Origin of the sequence: Paraburkholderia sp. BCC1886 (assembly GCF_900996245.1) — a bacterium.
Taxonomy (GTDB): Bacteria; Pseudomonadota; Gammaproteobacteria; order Burkholderiales; family Burkholderiaceae; genus Paraburkholderia.
Genome location: NZ_CAAJGK010000048.1, coordinates 46058 through 65735, shown reverse-complemented (window position 1 = coordinate 65735; position 19678 = coordinate 46058). Strand labels below are relative to the sequence as shown.

Sequence of the window (19678 nt, the reverse complement as noted above, 5' to 3'; positions counted from 1 at the left end):
TGTTTTTATCGTCTTTATCGACCACCTTTCCGTCTGTCGAGGTCCATCATGAACAACCCGAAACACATCGACCCGCGTCTCGATCCCACCCGTACGATTCGCGCGCCGCGCGGCGCCGAGAAGACCTGCAAGACGTGGATCGCGGAAGCCGCCTATCGCATGATCCAGAACAATCTGGACCCGGAAGTGGCCGAACATCCGAATGCGCTGGTGGTGTATGGCGGCATCGGCCGCGCCGCGCGCAACTGGGATTGCTTCGATCAGATTCTCGCGTCGCTGAAAGACCTGGGTGAAGACGAAACGCTGCTTATTCAGTCGGGCAAGCCGGTCGGCGTGTTCCGCACGCATGCCGACGCGCCGCGCGTGCTGCTGGCGAATTCCAATCTGGTGCCGCATTGGGCGACGTGGGAACACTTCCATGAACTCGATCGCAAGGGCCTGATGATGTACGGCCAGATGACCGCGGGCAGCTGGATCTACATCGGCAGTCAGGGCATCGTGCAGGGCACCTACGAGACGTTCTTCTCGGTGGCGAACCAGCATTTCAACGGCGACCCGAGCGGCCGCTGGATCCTCACGGGCGGTCTCGGCGGCATGGGCGGCGCGCAGCCGCTTGCAGCCACCATGGCCGGCTTCTCGATGATCGCGGTCGAGTGCGACGAGTCGCGCATCGACATGCGCCTGAAAACCCGCTACGTCGACAGGAAAGCCCGCACCCTCGACGAAGCGCTCGCGCTGCTCGACGCCGCGAAGCAGGCGGGCAAGCCGGTGTCCATTGGTCTCCTGGGCAATGCGGCCGACGTGTTCGCCGAGTGCGTGACGCGCGGCATCACGCCGGATTGCGTGACCGACCAGACCAGCGCGCACGATCCGATTCACGGTTATCTGCCGCAAGGCTGGAACGTCGCCGACTGGCGCGAGCGCATGAAAACCGCGCCCGACAGCATCGTGCTGCCGGCCAGGCAGTCGATGGCGAAACAGGTGCAGGCCATGTTGACGCTGCAGGAACGCGGCGCCGCCACGCTCGATTACGGCAACAACATCCGTCAGATGGCGCTGGAAATGGGCGTCGAGAACGCGTTCGATTTTCCCGGCTTCGTGCCGGCGTATATCCGTCCGCTGTTCTGCGAAGGCAAGGGGCCGTTCCGCTGGGTCGCGCTGTCGGGCGATCCCGAAGATATCTACAAGACGGACGCGAAGGTCAAGGAGCTGATCCCCGACGACGCGCATCTGCACAACTGGCTCGACATGGCGCGCGAACGCATCGAATTCCAGGGCTTGCCTGCGCGCATCTGCTGGGTCGGTGTGAAGGATCGCTATCGGCTCGGGCAGGCGTTCAACGAGATGGTCAAAAACGGCGAGCTGAAAGCGCCGATCGTGATCGGCCGCGATCACCTGGACACGGGATCGGTCGCGAGCCCCAACCGCGAAACGGAGTCGATGAAAGACGGTTCGGACGCGGTGAGCGACTGGCCGTTGCTCAACGCGCTGCTCAATACCGCGGGCGGCGCGTCGTGGGTGTCGCTGCATCATGGCGGCGGCGTCGGCATGGGTTTCAGTCAGCACTCGGGCGTGGTGATCGTCGCCGACGGCACGGACGCCGCGAAGGAGCGCCTCGGTCGCGTGCTGTTCAACGACCCGGCCACCGGCGTGATGCGTCACGCGGATGCGGGCTATGAACTCGCGCAGAAAACCGCGCGAGAAGTGGGCCTGAATCTGCCGATGCTGGGTCGCTGATCATGGCGGCTAGCGACAGCGTTTCGGCCACGCTGGCGGCCGGCGTCACGCTGATTCCCAGCGCGGACCTGGTCGCGTCGCCGTGGAAGAACGGCGGCGGCGTGACGCGCGAAATCGCGGCCTACGTACCGCAAAAGCCGGACGGCACGACGGCGCTCGATGCGTTCGTCTGGCGAGTGAGCGTCGCGGACGTCGCGCAAGCCGGGCCGTTCTCGCGGTTTCCGGGCATCGACCGCACGCTCGTGTTGTTGTCGGGCGCGGGGATGTGGCTCGACGAGCCATCCACGGACGACACGCAGCCGACGAAGACGCATGCGTTGAACCAGCCGCTCGACATCGCACGATTCACGGGCGAAGCCAGCATCGACGCCCGTCTGGCCGACGGCGCGACACGCGACTTCAACCTGATGGTGCGGCGGGACGCGGCGCACGGCGAGATGGACGTGTGGCGCGGCGCGCGGCAATGCACGCTCACCGCCGACGCCGTGTTGCTGTACTGCGCCAACGGACCGGCGTTCGTCAGGCTGGGCGACGCGCAAGCGGTGCAGATGCAAACCGGCGACACCTTGCGCATCGACGCGCCGAAGGGCTTGCAGTGCGAGGTAGAGGGAAGCGCCAATACCGACGCACCGGGCGCACTGCTTGCCATCACGCTGCGCTACACGCCACGTTCCACGCCACGTTCCACGTCACGCTAATCAGGTTTCGCGGACAATCGTCACGATACGCGCCGCGACCCTTCGATTTCACCGACCTGCCTCCAGCCGCAATGAGTACGCCATGAAGCAAACCGTCTGGCATCACCTGAAACTGTGCGCCGGGGGCGACCCTCGCCACACGCTGCCCGATGCCGCGATCGCCGTCGAAGACGGCAGCATTGCCTGGCTCGGCGCGGCGTCCGACCTGCCCGCGCGTTACGCCGCGTGGCCGCATGAAGACCTGCAGGGCGGGTGGGTGACGCCGGGTCTCGTCGATTGCCATACGCATCTGGTGTACGGCGGGCAGCGCGCCGACGAGTTCGCGCAACGTCTGGCCGGCGTCAGCTACGAGGAAATCGCGCGGCAGGGCGGCGGGATTCTCTCGACCGTCCGCGCGACGCGCGCCGCGGATGAAGCGACGCTGTTCGAGCAATCCGCGGCCCGCCTCGAACCTTTGCTCGCCGAAGGCGTGACGACCGTCGAGATCAAATCCGGTTACGGACTCGACCTCGTCAACGAACGCAAGATGCTGCGCGTTGCGCGTCGATTGGGCGAACGCTATCCGGTGACCGTGTACACGACCTTTCTCGGCGCGCATGCGTTGCCGCCCGAGTTCGCGGGCCGCGCCGACGCGTATATCGACGAGGTTTGCGAGACCATGCTGCCCGCGCTCGCCGAAGAAGGTCTGGTGGATGCGGTGGACGTGTTCTGCGAGCGCATCGGCTTTTCGTTGCGGCAAAGCGAGCGCGTATTCCATGCGGCCAAACGCTACGGCCTGCCGGTGAAGATGCACGCGGAGCAGTTGTCCAATGGCGGCGGTACCGCGCTGGCTGCGCGTCACCACGCACTGTCCGCCGATCACCTGGAATTTCTCGACGAAGCGGGCGTGGCCGCGATGAAGGCGGCCGGTACGGTCGCCGTGTTGCTGCCGGGGGCGTATTACTTTATCCGCGAAACGCAGCTGCCGCCGCTGGAACTGCTGCGGCGTTACGAAGTGCCGATCGCGATTTCCACCGACTGCAACCCGGGCACGTCGCCCACCACCTCGCTGCTGTTGATGATCAACATGGCCACCACGCTGTTCCGCATGACCGTGCCGGAAGTGCTGCTAGGCGTGACGTCGCACGCGGCGCAAGCGCTCGGCAAGGCGGACACGCACGGCATGCTGGCGGCTGGCCGCGCGGCCGACTTCGCGGTGTGGTCGGTCGACTCGCTGGCCGAGCTGGCTTACTGGATTGGACGACCGCTGTGCGCGCGGGTCGTGCGCGCGGGCGAGACCGTGACCACGCTCCGACCACAAGCACCGCTTACACGCGGTACAGATTGAGCTGAGACCACCAAGATGACGCAATCGAAGCACTCGCTGTTCGCCGACCACGCTTATCTGCCCGAGGGCTGGCGTCGTCATGTGCTGCTGGAGTGGGATGCCGACGGCAATCTGACCGCGGTTACGCCGGATACGACGACCGTTCCCGCGGGCGTGCCGAAAGCGGCGGGGCCTGTTCTGCCGGGCATGCCGAACCTGCATTCGCATGCTTTTCAACGTGCGATGGCCGGGCTCACCGAATACCGCGCAGCATCCGGCAGCGGCGCCACCGACAACTTCTGGAGCTGGCGCGAACTGATGTATCGCTTCGCTGCACGCATCACGCCGGAAGGACTCGCGTCGGTTGCGCAGTGGCTGTACATCGAAATGCTGAAAGCGGGCTACACGTCGGTGTGCGAATTCCATTACGTGCATCACACGCCGCAGGGCGAGCGGTACGGCTATCAGGCGGAACTCGCGCAGCGTGTCGTGGATGCCGCGGCACAAAGCGGTATCGGCATGACGATGCTGCCCGTGTTGTATCAGTACAGCGGCTTCGGGGCGAAGCCGCCGCGCGAAGATCAGCGGCGCTTCATCAATACGCCCGAGAGCCTGCTCGACCTGCTGGGCACGTTGCGCTCGGCACGCCCCGAAAGCGGTGCGCTTCGCTATGGCTTGGCGCCGCATTCGTTGCGCGCGGTGTCGGCGGACTCGTTGCGCACGCTGCTCGCGGGTCTCGACGCGAGCGCGCCGATCCATATTCACATCGCCGAGCAAACCGCCGAAGTCGACGCCTGTGTCGAGACCGAAGGCGCGCGTCCCGTGCAGTGGCTGCTCGATCGTTTCGATGTGGATAGCCGCTGGTGCCTCGTGCATGCCACTCATGTCGATGCGAGCGAAACCCTGGCGCTCGCGAAGAGCGGCGCGGTCGCCGGTTTGTGTCTGACCACCGAAGCGAATCTGGGCGACGGCCTTTTTCCGGCGCAGGAATATCTCGATGCGCGCGGGCGGATCGGCGTGGGTTCGGACAGCCACATCGGCGTCGACTGGCGCTCGGAATTGCGCCTGCTCGAATACGGTCAGCGGCTCACGCGGCGTCAGCGCAATGTGCTGGCGTGCGCCGAGGGCGCGCAGTCCACGCGCACGACCCACGTCGCCGATCGTCTGTTCGATGCCTCGCTCGAAGGCGGCGCGCTCGCCACCGGCCGTGCGGTCGGCGCTTTGCAGGCGGGCCGGCGGGCCGACTGGCTGGTGCTGGACGCCGATCATTCGAGCATCGCCGAGCACGCGCCGAACGCGTGGCTTTCCGGCGTTGTATTCTGCGAGCACGGCGAGACGCCGATTCGCGATGTCTATACCGGTGGCGACAAGGTGGTCGACAACCGCAGGCATCGTGACGAAGAGGGCGCTTACGCGCGCTATCGCGTGGCGCTTGCCGAGTTGCTCAAGTAGTGACGCAGACGAGCGAGCCGGCCATTCCGGCGACCTCGACCACCTGAACCTTTTTTCGCCACACTCGACTCCGGACTGACATGACTGCTTCGAACCTGCCGCCGGTTTTCTCGCTGCATCGGGGAAGCCTGCCGTTACTGATCTCGATCCCACATCTGGGCACCCAGATTCCCGCCGACATCGCCGCGACCATGACGCCGGTCGCGCAACGCACCGACGATTGCGACTGGCACCTCGACCGTCTCTATGCGTTCGCCAAACGCATGGGCGCGTCGATTCTCACGCCGACCTACGCGCGTTACGTGATCGACGTGAACCGGCCGCCGGACGGCGCCAACCTGTACCCCGGCCAGGACACCACGGGTTTGCTCCCGGTGGACACCTTCGACAAGGAGCCTTTGTATCGGGACGGCCAACTGCCGACCGATGCGGAAGTCGCGCGGCGTCGCGACGCGTACTGGAAGCCGTATCACGATGCGTTGACCGGCGAGATCGCGGCACTGAAGGCCGAGCACGGCAAGGTCTTGCTGTGGGAGGCGCATTCGATCCGCTCGCACGTACCGCGCTTTTTCGACGGACGTCTGACCGATTTCAATTTCGGCACGTCGAACGGCGCGAGCGCGGTGGCGGGCGTGGCCGAAGAACTGGCCGCGATGGTCGAGCAGCATGGCGGCTATACCGCGGTGGCGAACGGACGCTTCAAGGGCGGCTATATCACGCGGCAGTATGGGCAACCGCTGGAAGGTGTGCACGCGGTGCAACTCGAGCTGTCGCAGATCACGTACATGGAAGAGCAGATGCCTTACGCGTACGACGAAGCGCTCGCGGGCAAAGTCGAACCGCTGCTTGAATCGCTGGTACGCACGGCGCTCGCCCGGGTCGAGGCGGCTTGAATGGAAACCGACTTGCCACCTGGGCTTGCCCGCTAACCGGAACGCCCAGAAGATTACCCAGGCCAGTCCAGCCAAGGTGTAACAGCATGTCACCACGATTGCATGCGACCGGCTTCGCGTGGAACGTATAGCCTGCGACCGGCCAAGAAAAAGCCCCGCGCGAAGCGGGGCTTTTTTCGATGCTGCTTCCCCGAGGGAAGTCCGCTCATTAATGGCAGCGGGTTTCCCAATGATGATGAACGCGCACCTTGTGGCACTCGCGATGATGATGCTCGTACGCCTGCGCGGGAGCGATCGCGCTCAGGGTGACGGTGGCAGCAGCGATGGCCAGGATGATCTTCTTCATTGTCGAATCCTCTTGAGTGTGTGGAGCTAGCTGTTAAGCACGGATCGTGCCGCAGCAGATAAGAGCATCGCACAACGTGATGACAGGCTGGAGGCAGCTAATTTCGGCCACGGGCGGGACCTGTCGGAACCCGACTGGTCGACTTTGGCCGTCCGGCAACGGCTCCTTGTGCCGGTCATCTTTACAAACCGATGACGCAGCCTGAGCGCGTCGTCTCTCTACAGCGGGGTGAAAGATGGACAACCCAGCGATCCAGCCATGCGACGAGCTGCTGCCGGTCTGGCGAGCGAACCTCGTGCTGTTGACCGGGGAGCTCGGCGCGGCAAGCCGTCTGGCTCGCATGATGACCTTCTCCGAGAGCTATCTGAAACTGATGCTGTCCGGCCAGCGTGCGTTTAGCGAGGAGTTCGTGCGCGGCATCGAAGCCGTGACGGGTTTGCCGGCCGGCTGGATGAACGCGCCGCACGGCAGCGATGAAATTCCCGCGGCGGCGCGTGAGGCGATCGACAACGAACAGCCGCTCGCCCGGTTTCGCGGCACTGCGCATCCCGTGCGCAAGAAGACGGTGTTGCGGCCGCCCGAACCGATTTTCGGGCAAGCGGCGCCGGCCCGGCGGGTCGAAGAAGAGAGTCTGGATGTCGAGGCGCATCGACGGCAGTTGCATGTGCGCCAGGTTCGCGAGCTGGCTATCCAGGACGTGCGCCGTTTCGAGCGGCATCTGAGTCACGGTCCAGTGGAACTGGCGTCGATGCGTACGAGGGTGGAGGAAGTGATCGCCTGTGCCGATCTCGACGATCCGATTCAGGCCGACCTGGCCGGACGACTGGAGCAGATCGAAAAGCATCGCGACCTGTTGCTGCGGCACGTGGAGCGCTTGCAGTCGCTACTCGGGCAGCTCGGCGAGGGCGAATGATGCGGGTGTTCTAGCGCTCGCCTTGCTGACGCAGCAACTCTTCACGCAGGCGCAACAGCGGCGCCTTGGTGTCTTCGTCGGCCCACGTGTCGAGATCGTCGAGCGCGCGCTGGCAGCCGTCGAGTACCAGGTCGATATCCACCGGCACGCCGTTGTTCAGCGCGAACTCGATGGTTTCCGCGAACTGCTGGCACTCGTCCTCGCCATACGAGATGTCGAGATTGTCCGCGATGACTTCGGCGATGTTGCTGCGTGCCTTGTCGTCGGGCGTGACCATATCGACGATGCCGCGTGCCACGGCCGGCGAATAGTACAGCGCGATGTCGAGCCACTGGGTCGGATCGAAATCGTTCTGGTCGAACTGGTTTTCGAAGAACTCGATCGCTTCCTGCTCGTGCGCCTCGTCGGCGTCGACGCTCATGCACAACTGCTCAAAAAACTCTTCCCGCTCGCTGCGGATGTAACCGTCCATCGATGCCTCGTCTGCTGAATGCCGGATGACGCGTGACTGGCCGGATGCTTCGGTCACGCGGCGAGCATTATAAGTGGCCGGCGCCGTATGGCTTTTACACGGACTCCGCTGCCCATGCATCGAACCATTCACGCGGCTGGGCGATGTCGCTTTGCGCCGCGACCAGTTCCAGTTCGTAGCGCCCGGCTTGCCAGGTGGTCTTGACCACCGCGTTGACGGCGGCGAGCGTGTGCTCGAAAGCCGCGCGGATGGAGTCGCCGAGCAGCGTGCGCGCGACGAACACCGCGCTCGTCAGATCGCCGACACCCACCGGCTGCCGCGCGAACGGGTAGAGCGGGCGCTGTCCCATCCACGCTTCGCGCTCGGTCACGACCAGCATGTTGAAGCGGTCGGCCGGGCTGTTCCGGTCGAGCAGGTGTTTGACCAGCATCAGTTTCGGTCCGCGTGCGATGACTTCGCGGCAAGCCTTGACGGCTTCTTCCAGCGTTTCGATTTCGCGGCCCACGAGGCGCTGCAACTCGGTGTGATTGGGCGCCATGGCATCGGCGACGCCCGGCATGGTGCGGACCAGAAACTCCTGAATGCCCGGCTCGACCTTGCAGCCGCTGCTCGCGCCCATGACCGGATCGCAGAAATACCAGGCGCGCGGGTTGGCGGATTTGACGGCTTTGACGATTTCGATCACCGATTGCGCCTGTTCCGGCGTGCCCAGGTAGCCGGAAAGCACCGCGTCGCAACGTGGCAGCATGCCGATCGCGCCGATGCCGTCCACCAGGTCTTCCATTTGCGCGGCGTCGATCGCGCTGCCGCTCCAGTGTCCGTATTGCGTGTGATTCGAGAACTGCACGGTGTTGAGCGGCCAGACATTCACGCCGAGCCGGCGCATCGGAAACACGGCGGCGCTATTGCCGGCGTGTCCAAAAACGACATGTGACTGGATGCTCAGAACGCTTTTCGTCATGGTGGGGCCCGCGCAACGCTCGTGCGCGATCAGTGAAAACGGGATGGATGCGCCGCGGCCGGAACCGGCCCGACTGTTCGGGGCCGGCCGCCGGTGCGGCTGACGGTTCGCCGCGTGCCGGACCACTGCACGCTTTGCGGTGTGGGGAAACGATACAGGAGTTTGCCGCGCGCGAGTCGATGCGTCCCCAACTTGTTGCATCGAACCATCACCCGCGCGAAAAGTCGGCCCGGGACGCGGGCTTCGGCTTCGGGGTTCGGGCTTCGGCTTCGGGGTTCGGGGTTCGGGCTTCGGGTTCGGGCTTCGGCTTCGGCTTCGGCCCTCAGCCCAGCTCGCGGTACAGCGCCAGATAGCGCTCCGCCGACGCACCCCAGCCGAAGTCCTGCCGCATCGCGCGGCGCTGGGTCGCTTTCCACTCGGTGCGGCGTCCGTAGAGCGCGAACGCGCGGCGAATCGCAGCGGCAATGCCTTTGGGCTCGAAGCGCTCGAAGACGAAGCCGGTGGCGAGATCGTCGGCGAGATTTTCAAGCGAGGCGTCCGCGACCGTGTCGGCGAGACCGCCCACGCAGTGCACCAGCGGCAGCGAGCCATACGCGAGCGCATACAGCTGGGTCAGCCCGCACGGCTCGAAACGCGACGGCACGGCGATCACATCGCTGCCCGCCACGATGGCGTGCGCGAGCGTCTCGTCGAAACCCAGTTCCACCGCGACCGACTCCGGATGCGTCTGCGCGACGCGCTTCAGGCCGTTCTCGAGCGCCGGGTCGCCGGTGCCGAACACGGCCAGCTGTCCGCCGTGCCTGACGATCTCCGGGACCGCTTCGAGCAGCAGATCGAGGCCTTTCTGCTCGGTGAGCCGGCTCACCACGCCGAACAGCAGCGCATCGCTTTTCTGCGCGAGGCCGAAGCGCTTCTGCAGCGCTTCCTTGCAGGCGATCTTGCCCGCCAGACGCGTGGCCGTGTAGTGGGTGTCGAGCAGCGCATCGCTGGCGGGATTCCACACGGTGTAATCGACGCCGTTGAGAATGCCGCTCAGATCGTGCGTGCGGTGTCTGAGCAAACCGTCGAGGCCGCCGCCCTGCGCGAGCGTCTGGATTTCGCGGGCGTAGGTCGGGCTGACGGTGGTGATGCGGTCGCTGTAGTAAAGGCCCGCTTTGAGAAACGACAGTTGCCCGTAGAACTCGATGCCGTTCACACCGAAAAAGTCGTCCGGCAGGCCTAACTGGCCGAATTGATGAGCCGGAAACACACCTTGATAAGCGAGGTTGTGGACGGTGAAGACGGTCTTCGCGAGCGCCCGCCCGAGTTGCCGCTCGGCGGCTTTCAGATAGGCCGGCGCGAGTCCCGCATGCCAGTCGTGCGCGTGCACGACATGCGGCAGCCACGCCGGATCGAGTTGCTGCGCGAGTTGCGCGGCGACCCAGCCGAGCAGCGCGAAGCGCTGGGCATTGTCGCCGTACGGCACGTGTTCGTCGTTCAGATACGGATTGCCCGGGCGGTTGTACAGCGCATCGGCCCGGATCACGTAGACGACCAGGCCGTTCGCGGCCAGCGTGCCGCGTTCGAGCGTCATGGCCGTCCCGCCAGGCAAACCGCCCAATGGCGGATGACCCAGCGGCGCGACCGGCCGCAGATCGCTCAAGCCGGCCAGCACCGACGGAAAACCGGGCAACAGCACACGCACATCGGCGCCGCGTTCGATCAGCGCGGGTGGTAACGCGCCCGCCACATCGGCGAGACCGCCCGTTTTGAGGAGGGGATACAACTCGCTTGCGACGTGCAGAGCGCGGATCGTCATAGGCTCGGTTTCGGTTCGTTCTTGTTGAAGAGAGTGGCGTATGCCGGCTCAGCCGAGTTGCCGCAGCGCGTCTGGCGTCACTAGCACCACGCCGTCGTCGGTGCGATAAAAGCGTTCGGCGTCGGCGAGCGGATCTTCGCCGATCACCATGCCCTCGGGAATCGCGCAGCCGCGGTCGATCACCACCTTCTGCAAGCGACAACTCGCGCCGACGGTCACCTGCGGCAACAAGACTGCCTCACTGATGTGACAGAACGAGCTGACCTTCACGTTCGACGACAGCACCGAGCGCGAAATCTGCGAGCCCGAAATCACGCAGCCGCCGCATACGATCAGGTTATTGCCCGAACCCTGCAGGCCTTTCAGGTCGCGCACGAACTTGGCGGGGGGCAGTTGCTCCTGGTAAGTCCAGATTGGCCAGTTGCGATCGTACAGGTCGAGCGTCGGGATGGTCGACGCGAGGTCCAGGTTGGCCGCCCAGTACGCGTCGATCGTGCCGACGTCGCGCCAGTACGGTTCCACGTTCGGGTCCGACGACACGCACGACATACTGAACGGATGCGCGATCGCCGTGCCTTGCGTGACGACGCGCGGCAGGATGTCCTTGCCGAAGTCGTGGTCGGTATCGGCGCTGGAAATGTTCTCCTCGAGCAGCGAATACAGGTAATCCACGCTGAACACGTAGATACCCATGCTGGCCAGCGCCATGTCCGGACGACCCGGCATCGCGGGCGGATCGGCGGGCTTTTCGACGAAGCCGGTCACGCGGCGGTTTTCGTCCACCGCCATCACGCCGAAGGCCACCGCGTCCATGCGCGGCACCTCGATGCAGCCGACCGTGCAGTCCGCGCCGCTGGCCGCGTGATCCGCGATCATGCGCGTGTAGTCCATCTTGTAGATGTGATCGCCCGCCAGGACCACCACGTATTTCGGGCGAATCGAACGGATGATGTCGAGATTCTGGAACACCGCGTCGGCGGTGCCGCGATACCAGTGAGCGCCTTCCACGCGCTGCTGCGCGGGCCACAGATCGATGAACTCGCCGAATTCGCCGCGCAGAAATCCCCAACCGCGCTGCATGTGGCGCAACAGCGAATGCGCCTTGTACTGCGTGACCACCGCGATACGCCGGATGCCCGAGTTCAGGCAGTTGGACAGCGCGAAGTCGATGATCCGGTATTTACCGCCGAAGTGCACCGCCGGCTTCACCCGCTTGTTGGTGAGCGGCCCGAGCCGCGTGCCTCTTCCGCCCGCGAGGACGATGGCGAGTGTCGAGCGTTGCAGATCGTTCAGCCGTTCCGGCGTGTGCATGTCCGTCTCCTCGATGTTGTCTGCCCCTGGGGCTGGTTCGTTGCTGCTTCCGGTGATGCGGGTCGTGATGCTTCGCAAGTGGGCATCCGTTACTTCTAGCACCGATCCAGCGCGCCTGAATATTGTCGATTGTGCGGACGCCGCGGTCGCACGCACCTTGCGCACGATCAACCCTTGCACCGCCAGTCTCCGTGCGCCACTGCACATAGCCGGGTGAGGAGTTGGGGAGCAATACACGTGCCAAAGCGCCCCGAGCCTTTTTGGTCGGGGCATGACAGGTCGGGAAGAAAGGCGATGGAAGGAGGCGTCGCTCCAGAGACCGGCACTCGCGCGGGCGATTGGCTTGCCGTGCCGGCGCTCACGGCCAGCCGGCATTCATTTGATTTATTTTCTCGTAGAGCCGCTGTAGCACGGCCGCTTTCATGCCGATGGCGCCAGAACTGGCGCCGTGGCGCTAAACGCTCTGCGTGGCCGACTGGTCGTCGTGCTCGCCCGCCTGCTCGCGGCTCAACTCGTCGCGAATCTGCGCGCCGATCTCGAACGATCGCAGGCGCGCGGCGTGGTCGTAGATCTGGCCGGTGAGCATCAGTTCGTCCGCGCCGGTCTGCGCGATGATCGACAGCAGGGCTTCCTTCACCGCCTCGCGATCGCCGATCGCCGTGCACGAGAGCGAATGCGCGACGTTGTTCAGTTCACCCGGCGACGCTTCGATCCGGTCGACCGGCGGCTGCAGTTTGCCCGGCGTGCCGCGGCGCAGGTTGATGAACTGCTGCTGTAACGAGGTGAACATCCGCCGCGCCTCCTCGTTGGTGTCGGCCGCGAACAGATTCACGCCGACCATTGCGTGCGGCTTGTCGAGCGTGGCCGACGGCCGGAACTGTTCGCGATAGACCTTCAGCGCGGTCATCATGTAATCCGGTGCGAAGTGCGACGCGAATGCGAACGGCAGACCGAGCGCCGCCGCGAGTTGCGCGCTGAACAGCGACGAGCCGAGCAACCACAGCGGCACGTGCAAACCGGTGCCCGGCACTGCGCGAATGCGCTGGCCGGGGACGGCATCGGCGAAATAACGCTGCAGCTCGACGACGTCGTCCGGGAACGAGTCGGCGCTATTTTGCAGATCGCGGCGCAATGCGCGTGCGGTGCTCTGATCGGTGCCGGGCGCACGGCCGAGACCCAGGTCGATGCGGTCGGGATACAGCGAGGCGAGCGTGCCGAACTGTTCCGCGATGACGAGCGGGGCGTGGTTCGGCAACATGATGCCGCCCGAACCGACGCGAATTTTCGTCGTGCCGCCGGCCACGTAGCCGATCACCACCGACGTCGCCGCGCTCGCAATGCCGGTCATGTTGTGATGCTCGGCGAGCCAGTAGCGCTGGTAGTTCCACTTCTCGGCGTGCTGCGCGAGATCGAGCGTGTTCTTGAAGGCCTGGGCGGGCGTGGCGCCGGCCGTGACCGGCGAAAGGTCGAGTACCGAGAAGGGGATCATGTCTGTGAGCTTGCTATTTGTGGCGCTTTCACGCGATGGCGCATTGTGGCAAAGCTTTCCGTTTCCTGCTGACGGCGCCGGGATGTCCACGTCGCGGGAGGGGGATTGACCGGTGCGCGTTTGCAGGCCGTCTAAGGTGTGTCCTGCGCAGCGTGGCTTGAAATTTGCGCATGCTTGGGTAGCCGCGCGGACATCGCGGCGACGTTCCAGCGACGTTACGGCAGCCGTCTCCATATCCATCACGCGAGCAAGGCTTTTTTTGCCATCGCACGCCGATCGGATTTCGCGTGTACGGTGCAAAAGCTACGCTGCCCAATCGATATTCCCAGCGACTCGAGCATGGTCTTGCGAACTGCTGGAATGCTACGAAGGAGTGTCCGATTTCATGAGTTTCGTCAAAGAGTTGCGTACCCGATCATTCGAAGACGTGCGCCATGCGCTGCTCGATCGCGAGGAAGTCGCGCTTGTCGACGTGCGTGAGGAAGAGCCGCATGCCCGCAGTCATCCGCTGTTCGCGGCCAATCTGCCGCTGTCGCGTCTGGAACTGGATGCACCCGTCGTCCTGCCGCGCCTGAACGTGCCGATCGTCGTATTCGACGACGGCGAAGGACTCGCGGCGCGCGCTGCCGCTCGATTCGAAGACATGGGCTATACCGGAGTCGCCGTGTTGCAGGGTGGCTTGCAAGGCTGGCGCGAAGCCGGCGGCGAACTGTTTCATGAACTCAACGTACCGGGCAAGGCGTTCGGCGAACTGGTGGAAAGCCGGCGCCGTACGCCTTCGCTGCCCGCGTCGCAGTTACAGGCGCTGCTCGACGAAGACGCCGATGTCGTGGTGCTCGACGCGCGTCCGTTCGACGAATACCGGACCATGAATATTCCCGGCAGCATCAACGTGCCGGGTGCGGAGCTGGTGTTGCGTATCGCGCAGCTTGCACCGAACCCCGCCACGCGGATCGTCGTGAACGGCTCGGGACGCACGCGCGGCATTATCGGCGCGCAATCGCTGATCAATGCGGGCGTGCCGAATCCGGTTGCGGCCTTGCGCAACGGCACCATCGGCTGGACGCTGGCGGGTCAGCCGCTTGCGCACGGCAGCACGCGGCGTTTCGAACCAGCGGGAAAAGACGCCGGCGATGCGGCGAACACCGCGCGCCTCGCCGCCGCCGACGCGGCTCGTGCGGTGGCCGGGCGTGCCCGTGTCGGTCGCACTTCACGCGATGAAGCACGTCGCTGGGCCGGCGAAGCCGTCCGCACGGTTTACCGCTTCGACGTGCGCTCGCTCGAAGAGTACGAAGCGGGCCACGTGCCGGGTTTTCGCAGCGCGCCGGGTGGCCAGCTGGTGCAGGAGATCGAAGTGTTCGCGCCGGTGCGCGGCGCCCGCGTGATTCTCGCGGACAACGACGGCGTGCGCGCCAACATGACGGCGTCGTGGCTCGCCCAGATGAACGTCGAGGTGTACGTCGTGGACGGATTGGGCGCTGCGGATTTCGCCGAGAAAGGTCCGGCTCCGGCGGCGCGCAACGTGCCGACGCCACCGGTTGTCGACGAGCTGTCGGCGGCGGATCTGGTGACGCTGTTGCAGGCGCCGGGAACCGTCGTGCTGGATTTCACGCGTAGCGCGCGCTACGTGAGCGGCCACATTCCCGGCGCGTGGTTCGCGCTGCGCGGGCAACTGGAAGATGCGTTGCGCCGGTTGCCGGACGCGCATCGTTACGTGGCGACTTGCAATTCGAGTTGGCTGGCGCGCTTTGCCGCGCCGGAATTGGCGGCGTTGACGGGCAAGCCGGTGCAGGTGCTCCGCGGCGGCACGCGCGAGTGGGTCGAAGCGGGTTTGCCGCTCGAGCATGGCGAGACGCGCATGGCGTCGCCGCGTATCGACCGGTATCGGCGGCCGTATGAAGGCACCGATCATTCGCTCGATGCACTGAATGCGTATCTGGAGTGGGAGTTCGGCCTGGTAGCGCAGTTGGGGCGTGACGGCACGCATGGTTTTCGGGTGATCTGAACGTGTCGCCGGCGCGATCGATGCCGTGTGCAGCCGGTCCATAATCGTCTGCCGATTCGGTGTAAACGCGCTCTCGTGCAAACCGGCCGCTGCGATTAAATTAGTCGCACCTGAAAGCTCATAGAGGGGACCAGGGCGGCCAAAGCCAGCAGCGGTTTGCGAATGCAACGACAGACCGCTGCGAGTCGCCCGCGCCGATGTCGGGCTCGATGCTTGGCTCGATGTTCGGCGTCTTGTGCGCACTGTATGTTTCTTGCCGGACCACGGGTTGCGAGCATGGACTCGCGCGCCGGGGCCGCGCTTTCCGATTGCGGCCGACCGTACCGCCAACTGGCGACGCTTTTTTCCGGCGTCGCTTTTTTGTTTGCGCTCCTTCCTGCAACTCGTCCCTGACATTGCTCGCCTTTGCGGCCTGGCGCCGCTTTGCCGCGCTCGCTCGCGGTTTTGTCTGCTCGCGGTTATCCTGTAGCACCCATTTCACACTGAAATGCGGGCGCGCTGCCGGCCGTAACCGGACAGGAATTCGCCGTGAGTTTCAAACTGCTTACCGTCGCGCTGCTGGCTGCGTGCGTATCGCTGGCTGCTTGCGACGACCAACAGAGCGAGCACGCCGTGCAAAAACTCAAGGACTTTTTCAATGCGGTCAAACCGGATGCGTTGTTGCTGAAGGACCTGACGCCGGGCGTCACGACCGAATCGCAGATACGCGAGCAGATGGGCAAGCCTGAAACCGAGCGCACGTTCACGGACGGTTCGCGGCGCTTCGAGTATCCGCGTGGACCGGAGGGCTTGAATACCTACATGGTCGATATCGATCGCGATGGAAAGTTGCAGGCCATCACGCAGGTGTTGACCGCCGAAAACTTCGGCAAGATCCGCATCGGCATGAGCGATGACGAGGTGCGCCGTCTGCTTGGCAAGCCTGGTCAGGTGGCGGTGTTTCCGCTGAAGCCGGAGACCGTGTGGAGCTGGAAGTGGCGTGAGCGGGGCGTGACGGAGGAGGGCATTTTCAATGTTCACTTCGATCAATATCACAAGGTGTATACGACTTCGCGTTCGGACGTGGTGCGCGGGCGATAGACAACAGGAAGGCGGGGAAACGGATGATACGTCGACGTCGATCCAGCCGGATCGGGCTGGTATTGGGGGGTGGGGCGGCACGCGGCTGGGCGCATATCGGGGCGATTCGCGCGCTGCACGACGCGGGCATCAAGCCCGACGTGGTGTGCGGGACATCGATTGGCGCGCTGGTCGGAGCGGTGTATGCCAATGGCGATCTGGACTGGCTGGAAGAGTGGGTATCGCGGCTGACCTGGCAGACGGTGGTGCGCCTGCTCGACTTGCGGTTATCGGGCGGCTTGCTGGGTGGACGCAAGGTGATTCAGGTGTTCGCCGAGAAGTTCGATGGACGTTCGATTGCGCAATTGAACATGCCGTTCGCGGCGGTCGCGACCGAACTCGATTCGGGACGTGAGAGCTGGATGCAGGATGGCAGCGTGGTGGACGCGGTGCGCGCGTCGATTGCGATTCCGGGGATTTTTACGCCCGTGTGGCACAACGGGGTGTGGCTGGTGGATGGTGGGTTGAGCAATCCGGTGCCGGTATCGGTTGCGCGTGGGATGCGGGCGGATTGTGTGATTGCTGTCGATCTGAACAACGACATTCTGAATGGGCGGGATTTTGGTGGGGCGGTGGTGGAGACGCCTGCCATCGATCCTGATGCACCGGCGCCGGTTGCTTTGCGCAGGAATGGCAAGCCGTGGCCCAAGTGGCTGGCGCCGCCCGATTCACCGGTGACCGACGATGTCAGGGTGCCGCCTGCGCCTAGTGGGCGGGTGCCATCCATGTTGAGCGCGGTCGCGCAGAGTATCGATATCATGCAGGTGCGGATTACGAGGAGCCGGTTGGCTGGGGAGCCGGCTGATATTCTTATTCAACCCCGACTCGGGGGGATGGGGATTTTTGATTTTCATCGGGCGGGGCCGGCCATACAAGAAGGCCGTGCGGCGGTGGAGGTTATGTTGCCGGCTATTCGGGATCGGTTAGGGGGTGGGTGATGCCTTCGGCGGCTGTTTTTTTTTGGCCTCTCCTTGTTTTGTTAGTGGTCTATTAGCGTTCCCCCTGTGCGGGGGGGCACCTACTTTTCTTTGCCGCCGCAAAGAAAAGTAGGCAAAAGAAAGCGGCTCACACCGCTAATTCTTAAGTGGGAACCGCGGTGAACCACCGGTAGTGGTGCATCTGGAATCCGTGCCCTCGCGCATTACGCGGTAGTGACAAAGCACTCATCAGCTCCCACTCCGCACTGCGTGCGTCGCGGATGGGTACACCACGGAAGGCGAAAAACCGAGGGGGGTAGAACGACGCGGGGGCGCGCGAAGCGCCGCCGGAAGAATGACTGCCTTGTCACTGAGGCGGAATGTGCGGGAGCACGGATTCCAGATGCACCACTACCAGAAACCCCGCGCGGGGCCCGCTTAATGGTTAGCGGTTTGAGCCCGCTTTCTTTTGCCTACTTTTCTTTGCGGCGGCAAAGAAAAGTAGGTGCCCCCCCCGCACAGGGGGAACGCTAATAGACCACTAACAAAGCAAGGAGAGGCCAAAGAAGCTAGTGCAACGAAAAAGCCAGTGCAACGACGCCCCCTTATGCATCCGCCCCACCCAAAGCCCGACTCTCATCCACATCTTCATCCCGCCCATCATTCCCATACTCGACGAGCCGGTTATAAAGCGTCTTCAAACTAATCCCAAGAATCTCCGCAGCGCGGGTCTTAACCCCTCCACACTGCTCCAGCGTCGCCAATATCAACTGCCGATCGGCTTCAGCCAAAGAAGTCCCAAACGGAATCGTAATAGCCGTCCCAGCCGCAGGCTTCGACAACGTAATCTGCAAAGGCACCGTCGCCGTACTATCGGAATCCGTCCCGGACATAATGTGCGCGCGCTGCACGTAATTCTTCAACTCACGCACATTCCCGGGCCACGGATACGACATCAACATTTCCTTCACCGCCGCAGGAAAATGCTTCTTGCTGCTATGCCGCTCGTTGAGCTCATCCAGAAACGCCTGCGCCAGCAACTCGACATCCTTGCCGCGGTCACGCAGCGGCGGCAAGCTGATCGGAAACACATTCAACCGGTGATACAAATCCAGCCGTAACTTGCCCTCGAGCACCGCCTGCTCAGGATCGCGGTTCGTGGCCGCAATCAGTCGCACGTCCGTTTCGATTTCCTTCGTGGTCCCCACCCGCATGAACATGCCGGTTTCCAGCACGCGCAACAACTTCACCTGCAACTCAATCGGCATCTCGGTGATTTCGTCGAGGAACAACGTGCCGCCATTCGCGCGCTCGAAATAACCCTTATGCTGCCGGTCCGCGCCAGTGAACGAACCGCGCTCGTGCCCAAACATCTCGGATTCGATCAGGTTCGGCGAAATCGCCCCGCAATTCACCGCCAGAAAAGCGTGCTTGCGACGCAAGCTCAATTCATGCAGCGTCTGGGCAGCCACCTCCTTGCCCGTGCCCGACTCGCCCACCAGCATCACCGAGGCCGCCGTCGGCGCCACGCGGCCAATCTGGTCGTACACCTCCTGCATCGCCGGTGAATTGCCGAGCATCAATCCGAACCGGCCCATACGGCGCAACTCGCCGCGCAACGTGCCAATTTCCGCTTTCAGGTCGCCCGCGCGCGGCAAACGCGACAGAATCGCCTTCACGCGCTGCATGTTGATCGGCTTGACCAGATAATCGGTCGCGCCCATCTTCAACGCATTCACCGCCGACTCCACCGTCGCATGACCCGTAATCACAATCACCTCGACGCCGGATCGCGGATCGAGATCCTCGAACAGATCGACGCCGCTGCCGTCAGGCAACTTCAAATCCGTAAACACGACATCCGGCATTTGCCGAACCAGTTGAATGCGCGCCTCGCGCAAATCGCCCGCCGTGGCGGTAGTCAGGCCGTCTTCCCCGATGATCGCGGAAAGCGCCTCGCGGGTACTCGCATCGTCATCGACTATCAGTACATGTGGCATCGCGTCTCGAAAACCTGGAGCGTGGGTAAAAAAGAAGAAAGCGTGCGAAAAATCTGGTTTCACCGGGTATCGCCCCGCCACGCGTCAAAACAGTCGGCGAAGATCAGGGATACGATATGGCAAAAACTACCGAACTCTCAGACTTAAGTCAATACCGCAACAATGCGCGGAAAAATTGACTTGTCGACCGGGGCATTGTTGTGAATTTGCCCATTATACGGACTTATCGGGACAAGAATAACAACACGGGCCGGGTCGCCC

16 protein-coding genes are annotated in these 19678 nt (G+C 63.9%); 9 read left to right on the top strand and 7 right to left on the bottom strand.

Annotated elements, in window-relative coordinates; translation table 11 throughout:
- Nucleotides 1-48: 48 nt before the first annotated feature.
- From hutU to hutG, 5 genes are all read left to right on the top strand, one after another.
- Nucleotides 49-1737, top strand: coding sequence for a urocanate hydratase (gene hutU, locus FQ746_RS16775; RefSeq protein ID WP_144110488.1), 1689 nt, complete (start codon nucleotides 49-51; stop codon nucleotides 1735-1737).
- Nucleotides 1738-1739: 2 nt separating this feature from the next.
- Nucleotides 1740-2435: a HutD family protein gene (locus FQ746_RS16770; protein WP_144110487.1), complete on the top strand. Its 696-nt coding sequence runs from the start codon at nucleotides 1740-1742 to the stop codon at nucleotides 2433-2435.
- 82 nt (nucleotides 2436-2517) lie between these two features.
- Nucleotides 2518-3762 (top strand): imidazolonepropionase, encoded by a 1245-nt coding sequence (hutI, locus tag FQ746_RS16765; protein WP_144110486.1) that lies wholly within the window; start codon nucleotides 2518-2520, stop codon nucleotides 3760-3762.
- 15 nt (nucleotides 3763-3777) lie between these two features.
- Complete coding sequence (locus FQ746_RS16760) at nucleotides 3778-5193, top strand: formimidoylglutamate deiminase (RefSeq protein ID WP_144110485.1); 1416 nt, start codon at nucleotides 3778-3780, stop codon at nucleotides 5191-5193.
- An 80-nt stretch (nucleotides 5194-5273) separates the two neighbouring features.
- Nucleotides 5274-6086, top strand: a complete 813-nt coding sequence (gene hutG, locus FQ746_RS16755) for an N-formylglutamate deformylase (protein ID WP_144110484.1) — start codon at nucleotides 5274-5276, stop codon at nucleotides 6084-6086.
- 208 nt (nucleotides 6087-6294) lie between these two features.
- On the opposite strand, the gene FQ746_RS34825 is transcribed toward hutG, so the two are convergent.
- Entirely contained in the window at nucleotides 6295-6432 is a 138-nt protein-coding gene (locus FQ746_RS34825; RefSeq protein ID WP_186310761.1) for a hypothetical protein, read from the bottom strand.
- Nucleotides 6433-6667: 235 nt separating this feature from the next.
- Between FQ746_RS34825 and FQ746_RS16750 the strand changes: the two genes are divergently transcribed.
- The gene (locus FQ746_RS16750; RefSeq protein WP_409932404.1) at nucleotides 6668-7345 is read left to right on the top strand and encodes a hypothetical protein; all 678 of its coding nucleotides are present in this window, start codon (nucleotides 6668-6670) and stop codon (nucleotides 7343-7345) included.
- 10 nt (nucleotides 7346-7355) lie between these two features.
- Here the strand turns inward: FQ746_RS16750 and FQ746_RS16745 are convergent, their stop codons facing one another.
- The 5 genes from FQ746_RS16745 to FQ746_RS16725 form a co-directional block, all read right to left on the bottom strand.
- Nucleotides 7356-7817, bottom strand: coding sequence for a hypothetical protein (locus FQ746_RS16745; protein WP_144110483.1), 462 nt, complete (start codon nucleotides 7815-7817; stop codon nucleotides 7356-7358).
- 94 nt (nucleotides 7818-7911) lie between these two features.
- The gene (gene pdxY / locus FQ746_RS16740; RefSeq protein ID WP_144110482.1) at nucleotides 7912-8778 is read right to left on the bottom strand and encodes a pyridoxal kinase PdxY; all 867 of its coding nucleotides are present in this window, start codon (nucleotides 8776-8778) and stop codon (nucleotides 7912-7914) included.
- Nucleotides 8779-9100: 322 nt separating this feature from the next.
- Nucleotides 9101-10576, bottom strand: a complete 1476-nt coding sequence (gene glgA, locus FQ746_RS16735; RefSeq protein WP_144110481.1) for a glycogen synthase GlgA — start codon at nucleotides 10574-10576, stop codon at nucleotides 9101-9103.
- Between the two features lie 48 nt (nucleotides 10577-10624).
- Nucleotides 10625-11887 carry a glucose-1-phosphate adenylyltransferase gene (gene glgC, locus FQ746_RS16730; RefSeq protein WP_144110480.1) on the bottom strand — a complete coding sequence of 421 codons (1263 nt, stop codon included), beginning with the start codon at nucleotides 11885-11887 and terminating at the stop codon, nucleotides 10625-10627.
- 454 nt (nucleotides 11888-12341) lie between these two features.
- Nucleotides 12342-13376, bottom strand: coding sequence for an LLM class flavin-dependent oxidoreductase (locus FQ746_RS16725; protein WP_144110479.1), 1035 nt, complete (start codon nucleotides 13374-13376; stop codon nucleotides 12342-12344).
- A gap of 385 nt (nucleotides 13377-13761) precedes the next feature.
- Here FQ746_RS16725 and FQ746_RS16720 point away from each other — a divergent pair, with 385 nt between their 5' ends.
- From FQ746_RS16720 to FQ746_RS16710, 3 genes are all read left to right on the top strand, one after another.
- Complete coding sequence (locus FQ746_RS16720) at nucleotides 13762-15381, top strand: rhodanese homology domain-containing protein (RefSeq protein ID WP_144110478.1); 1620 nt, start codon at nucleotides 13762-13764, stop codon at nucleotides 15379-15381.
- Between the two features lie 528 nt (nucleotides 15382-15909).
- Nucleotides 15910-16461, top strand: coding sequence for an outer membrane protein assembly factor BamE (locus tag FQ746_RS16715; protein ID WP_144110477.1), 552 nt, complete (start codon nucleotides 15910-15912; stop codon nucleotides 16459-16461).
- A gap of 23 nt (nucleotides 16462-16484) precedes the next feature.
- Complete coding sequence (locus FQ746_RS16710) at nucleotides 16485-17438, top strand: patatin-like phospholipase family protein (protein WP_144110476.1); 954 nt, start codon at nucleotides 16485-16487, stop codon at nucleotides 17436-17438.
- A 584-nt stretch (nucleotides 17439-18022) separates the two neighbouring features.
- Here the strand turns inward: FQ746_RS16710 and FQ746_RS16705 are convergent.
- Complete coding sequence (locus FQ746_RS16705; RefSeq protein ID WP_144110475.1) at nucleotides 18023-19417, bottom strand: sigma-54-dependent transcriptional regulator; 1395 nt, start codon at nucleotides 19415-19417, stop codon at nucleotides 18023-18025.
- Between the last annotated feature and the right edge of the window lie 261 nt (nucleotides 19418-19678).

Bases quoted from the DNA above. Each gene is read 5' to 3' on its own strand.
- FQ746_RS16745 (WP_144110483.1), bottom strand. From the start codon at position 7,817: ATGGACGGTTACATCCGCAGCGAGCGGGAAGAGTTTTTTGAGCAGTTG.
- FQ746_RS16760 (WP_144110485.1), top strand. From the start codon at position 3,778: ATGACGCAATCGAAGCACTCGCTGTTCGCCGACCACGCTTATCTGCCC.
- FQ746_RS16725 (WP_144110479.1), bottom strand. From the start codon at position 13,376: ATGATCCCCTTCTCGGTACTCGACCTTTCGCCGGTCACGGCCGGCGCC.
- hutG (WP_144110484.1), top strand. From the start codon at position 5,274: ATGACTGCTTCGAACCTGCCGCCGGTTTTCTCGCTGCATCGGGGAAGC.
- FQ746_RS16770 (WP_144110487.1), top strand. From the start codon at position 1,740: ATGGCGGCTAGCGACAGCGTTTCGGCCACGCTGGCGGCCGGCGTCACG.
- FQ746_RS16705 (WP_144110475.1), bottom strand. From the start codon at position 19,417: ATGCCACATGTACTGATAGTCGATGACGATGCGAGTACCCGCGAGGCG.
- glgA (WP_144110481.1), bottom strand. From the start codon at position 10,576: ATGACGATCCGCGCTCTGCACGTCGCAAGCGAGTTGTATCCCCTCCTC.
- pdxY (WP_144110482.1), bottom strand. From the start codon at position 8,778: ATGACGAAAAGCGTTCTGAGCATCCAGTCACATGTCGTTTTTGGACAC.
- FQ746_RS16750 (WP_409932404.1), top strand. From the start codon at position 6,668: ATGGACAACCCAGCGATCCAGCCATGCGACGAGCTGCTGCCGGTCTGG.
- FQ746_RS16720 (WP_144110478.1), top strand. From the start codon at position 13,762: ATGAGTTTCGTCAAAGAGTTGCGTACCCGATCATTCGAAGACGTGCGC.
- FQ746_RS16710 (WP_144110476.1), top strand. From the start codon at position 16,485: ATGATACGTCGACGTCGATCCAGCCGGATCGGGCTGGTATTGGGGGGT.
- glgC (WP_144110480.1), bottom strand. From the start codon at position 11,887: ATGCACACGCCGGAACGGCTGAACGATCTGCAACGCTCGACACTCGCC.
- FQ746_RS34825 (WP_186310761.1), bottom strand. From the start codon at position 6,432: ATGAAGAAGATCATCCTGGCCATCGCTGCTGCCACCGTCACCCTGAGC.
- hutI (WP_144110486.1), top strand. From the start codon at position 2,518: ATGAAGCAAACCGTCTGGCATCACCTGAAACTGTGCGCCGGGGGCGAC.
- hutU (WP_144110488.1), top strand. From the start codon at position 49: ATGAACAACCCGAAACACATCGACCCGCGTCTCGATCCCACCCGTACG.